4 protein-coding genes are annotated in these 5,301 nt (G+C 25.3%); 1 reads left to right on the top strand and 3 read right to left on the bottom strand.

What is annotated here, in order from left to right:
* Positions 1-53 precede the first annotated feature (53 nt).
* Complete coding sequence (locus BLO14_RS05465) at positions 54-1,385, top strand: DUF244 domain-containing protein (protein WP_091973836.1); 1,332 nt, start codon at positions 54-56, stop codon at positions 1,383-1,385.
* Positions 1,386-1,476: 91 nt separating this feature from the next.
* Here BLO14_RS05465 and BLO14_RS05460 read toward each other — a convergent pair whose 3' ends face one another.
* The 3 genes from BLO14_RS05460 to BLO14_RS05450 form a co-directional block, all read right to left on the bottom strand.
* A complete protein-coding gene (locus BLO14_RS05460) occupies positions 1,477-2,262 on the bottom strand; it encodes a site-specific integrase (RefSeq protein WP_091973833.1) in 786 nt (261 codons plus the stop codon).
* Positions 2,263-3,458: 1,196 nt separating this feature from the next.
* Positions 3,459-4,019, bottom strand: a complete 561-nt coding sequence (locus BLO14_RS05455; RefSeq protein ID WP_091973830.1) for a P13 family porin — start codon at positions 4,017-4,019, stop codon at positions 3,459-3,461.
* A gap of 272 nt (positions 4,020-4,291) precedes the next feature.
* On the bottom strand, positions 4,292-5,230 hold the full coding sequence (locus tag BLO14_RS05450; protein ID WP_091973826.1) for an ERF family protein: 939 nt from the start codon (positions 5,228-5,230) through the stop codon (positions 4,292-4,294).
* Positions 5,231-5,301 lie beyond the last annotated feature (71 nt).

The following is a 5,301-nucleotide window of genomic DNA, read 5'->3' as shown; positions in this document are numbered from 1 at the left end:
AAAAAAAGTTTTTGCTATATAATTATTTATAACCATATAGGAGGTTGACGATTATGTCACACATAACAAATAATCAAGAAATCCAAAATAACAAGATAAACAGAAAATCCAGAATAATACATGTTAATCAACAAAGTTTTATTGGCTTCGAGGTATTTGAAGAAAAATCCACTCAAACTAAAGAAAAAAGTAAATTAAGCAAGATAGGCAAAAAATTACCAGAAATAAGCAGTAGAGAGTGTTTTAAATTTGACCGAAATCTTGATTTTAGCCTGCAGAGAAACAAACTTGATAAATACGGTGCTAGTGAAGTAGGAAATATTCTTATTGGTGGCGTAGGGCTAAAAGATTTAATGGTAAATAGAGTGCTTAAATATTTTGGTATGAGTATGCCTTTTGAAGAGAATTTATATATGCTTAAGGGCAAAGAGTTAGAAAATTTAGGATTTAGAGAATTTATAAAGGTACACGGCGATAATATTGATGTTTTGTATAAAAATAAATATGCCAACGGTGTTGATAAATATAATTATTTCAAAAAAATGGGAAATTCAAAAACTTTAGTGGGCTCAACAATTGACGGTTGGCTTATTAATAATAATGGTGATTTAGAACTTTTAGAGATTAAAAGTAGCGATTCTAATTATATGAGTAGCGCTATTGAAGAGTACAATAAAAATGGCAATTTCTTAAGTAACAAGTATTTTTTCAAATACTATGTACAAGCACAAATGCAGTTGGCATGTACTGGGCTTGAGAATTGCAATTTATTCTTTTTAATAGGTGCAACACCTATTAATTGTAAGATAAAAAGAAATGATTCTTTAATATCAAAAGTGCTTGAATTTGTTAATAACTGTGAATTGGAAATTATCAATTTAAGAAATAAAATTGGGAAAAATAATGCGGTCAATTTATTAATGTCACATAATGATGATAATCATACTTTTATAAATTTTATTGAAGAATTGGTAGTAAATAGTGATTTTTATCAATCTGGAGTTGAGTTTAATTGGATAAATGAATTTGTAGAGTATGTTGAGTGCGTTGACCTTGAGATTAAAACCAAGCAGTCTGCTATAAACCTTGAGTGTTCTCTTTTTGAAATTAAAAATTTAAAAGTAGAACTGAACAAAATTCAAAATGAAAACAGAAAAAAAGAAAAACCCATTAAAGAACTACTCAAAATTAAAATTGATGAAATCATACGTAAATATCCACTAATTAATAATGTAAATTATAAATTTAGAGAATTTATGTTCAATTATGACCCTAATAAAAGGGCGATTTCAGATAGGGTGAAGAGCCTATTACCAACATGTGAAAAAGTATTCTTTTCTAACAATATAGCGTTTTTAAATAGTACCCGTGTCCCCGTTGAATAGAGACACGGAAAAAAATTGTTATAGAAAATAAGTTAATATAGATTATATATCAAAAATAAAGATATAAATCACCTAAGCTTAGATAGGTAATTTATAAGCCAATACTATTTTTTATGCACTCATACGCTTGAATTTTACTTGCAGAAGATAGTCCATAAATATTATCAATTTCATATGTTGAAGAATATTTCATAAGTTCTTTAATTTGAAAAGAATTGTAGCCGTTAGATTTTAAATTGAAAATAAACAAATTTCTACATAAATGGAGTGATTTATTTGCTCTAAACCCCCACTTTCTAAGTAACTTTTTGAATTTTTTAGCAATATGGTCAATGCTAATTTGATTATTTTTAAATCTATGTTTGGTTTTTTGAAAAAAATAAGTGCGGGTTGTATTAAGATTTTTTTCTTTAAAATAATCTTTATGCACTTTTTGAATAGCATTAAATTCTTTTGAATTTATAACAAATTCTCTAACACAAGTGTTAATTCTTTTTTTTACCACATTTACTTTTATGTTGTATAAAGTTTTTCCGGTTTTGCTTAAAAAGGATGAAATATCTTGCATTTTTACTTTTTGCAGTTCTGCGCCCCTACACCCACTTATTACCAGTAGATGTACAAACCATCCAGATATTGGGTCAATTTGTTTTAAGGTTTTTACACATTTTATAATTAATTGATTGGTTTTTGGATTTAAGTACAGTTTAGTAGAGATTTTAGAATTTTCTTGTTTATTTTCAGTCGATTTTTTTATCCGGGTTTTTAAGGTTTTATTTTTATCTATTATTTGTAGTATTTTTTGATAATCATCGTGAATCTTAAGTAACACTTCTGTAGTGTTTTTTTTAAAATCTAAATAATCGTTAACTTTCATTAATTAGCTCCACTTTTAAATCAAACAAAATTAAATATCAAAATAAAATAATATCAATTTATATTAATTCTACCTTAAATTTTATCAAGAATTATCAATATTAGTCAAACTAAAAAAGTTTTAATTGTATGCAAAATTCGGGCTAGAATAACTGTAACAAGTGAAAAAACAATTTTTAAGCGTACATAAATGTATCTACATAAACGTTATTCTAAATATAACAAAAATATTTTTGTGGATTTTACTACTAATTTTTTGTTAAAATATAATAATTTTTGTTTTTTTGTATTTCCTTATAAAAACTAATAAGACTAGTTGGTTATTAATTGGTTTTGTTAGTTTTTTTCAGTAATATGGCAAGTAAAAAAGAAAAAATAGATAAAAATAAAAATGTAACTTGTAAAGTTGTAACAATCATTATAAAAAGACTTTATTAATTTTGCTATTCTAAATTAGTAATTAAAAGATTTTGTTTTCATTTAATGGTTTTTGTTAATTTTTTAATATCTTTACGGGGTTAAATTTGCAGTATTATTTATTTAAATAAAATAAATATTGATATATGCAAAATTGACTTTTTTCTATACGTTAACATTCAGTTAATAAAAATTAATCAAAATTACAATTTAAATTGTGCCAAAAACTAATGCGTTGTTATTAACTAATAGGCCCCACATTATGTGCAAAATTCGGGCTGTAGGATGGATATAATAAGCTTAAATGGCAATTTTAAGGATATCGCTCGGTTTATATACTATACTACGTCTAATATATATAAAAAACTCAAAAATTTGCCCTGTATGCCCTTTATAATCCGTTTTAAAGAAGATAGTCTTTGTGATGGAGAATTCTAAAAAATTTCATTAGTATTACATTTGCGGTTTGTTAAAATGTAATACTACAATGTAATAAAATTAGTTTTTTAAATCCTTAAAAAATTGCAGTTTAATTGTTTCAAAAACAAATAAACTGTTTATTGAATTTTTTTTCTTTTATATAGGTTTTTGTTATAAATTCATTTTAAGTGTTAATAATAATTATTATTAAGGATATTTTTTATAAAGCTTAAGTTATCTTAAGTATTAGAGTGATTATATCAAAATATTATGAAGAATTGAAAAATGTATTAAATTTATATATACAGTTAAAGAATTTCTTTAAAAAAGAATTTCTTTAACTCGTGTAGTAGGTTATATTTAATAACTTTTTTTGAACGACAATTGAAATCCGTTTATGCCAATATTTAAACTGGTTTCAAACCCCGTAATTTCCTCGAATAGTGTTTTTTTTAGGGTGTCGTTGTATACATATGCAAATCTATGTGGCATATAGAGTGAAGTAAAATAGGAAGATAAAAACAGTATTGCCCCAGTGCCCATTAGCACGGGCTTTTCTCTAGCATATCTTCCATTGGTGTCAATAGTAACTCCAGTTATGAAAAGGGCTAGCCCTAATAAATTACATCCAAGCACTGGAAAAGCAGTCATATAATCTCCTTGAACAAAGGAGCCTACTCCAAAAGGCAAAAAAATATTCAAAAGAAATGGTACCCTAGCATTTATATTTTCTTCCTTATATCTTTGATCAAAAATTTTAAGTTTTTTATCATCTCTATTTATCTCTTTCCTATACTTGTATCGATATTCATGAATAAACCACACCTTAAGCTCTTTATCAATTATATCTTTCTCATTATTTGTAGCAAACATTTGAATTGTTAACCCAAAAATTAGTATTAATGTAAAAATTTTTTTCATATTAATGTTGCCCCTTAATTAATAAGTTTTCATAAGTAAACATTATCTCAATTTATTTGAAAATTATAATGATGAAAAAGATAGTGTAGAGAATAATTTAAAGCTCGCGCTAGACACTGTAAATTACAAAACAGAAACTTTAGAAAAGAATTTTAATAAAAAAAGATAGTGTGAACTATTATTTCTATAATCTTTGATTTAGATATATAATAGTTCACTAATTAGTTAATATTTCCCTCAATAAGGGGAAATATTGGTATTAATTTAAATAATTACAATGAAAATATATAATCAAATTGTCTTTCTTCTTTTAACATACAAAAAAATTTTAATACGCTTGTATTATAAGCGTATTTCTTATCAGAAATAAATTTTTCAAACTTATTTAGATCGTCTAATCTATTAGTTTTATTAAAATATTCTTTTAAAATTCTTGTCCAATATTCTATGCTTTTAAGCTCAGAATTTTTTTCAAGAATATCACCTAAAACATCATCATTATCAACACATAATGCCCTAATAAGAGCATTTATATTCTTTTTTTCTGTATCTTCATTTACCCAGTTTTTCACATTAAACAATGCGTTTCTAAAAATTTCATAGCAATAAAACTTTCCAGTTTTTAACTTTTTGTTAAAGTTTTTTATTTGATTTTGGTTTTGATTTATGTCTTTTTTTTGTTCTTGATTAACACTAACTTGTTTGCTAGGCATATTAGAATTTTCGTTTTCATAATTATTGTTATTAGAGTCTGCATCAGTGTCCACTTCACTTCTTATGTTAAGATATGCTACTAAGGCGTATCTTTTGAAATAAGTAATTGATGAGCCCACAAGTTGTGGCGTTGTATTAACATTTTTAGAACCATTTTCATTATGCCATTTTAAATTTTCTGTAAGTATTGGTGTATCAAATGAGTCTTTATACCCAGTATTTGTACTATAAAATGTAGTTCTAACAATATGAACTCTACCATACGGATCGTGTGTAAAAGTTGGAAATTGCTTAAAATCAAGTTGTAAATTGTGCTTTTCAATGACGTTATAAATTTCTTCTACTATATCATTGAAATTCTGATATTTATAGCCATATCCTTTAAGATTTTTCTCAATCCCTGCTAAGTTCATCCTTAGGGTTTTCATATCGCTTATAAAGCTAATTTCTGCTTGTATATTATTTTGGATATTTTGATTATTTGTTATGTGTGACATAATCGTCAACCTCCTATATGGTTATAAATAATTATATAGCAAAAACTTTTTTTACCAAATTTTTTACAAAA

Origin of the sequence: Borreliella japonica (assembly GCF_900099615.1) — a bacterium.
Taxonomy (GTDB): Bacteria; Spirochaetota; Spirochaetia; order Borreliales; family Borreliaceae; genus Borreliella; species Borreliella japonica.
This window is presented reverse-complemented; position numbering and strand designations above follow the sequence as displayed.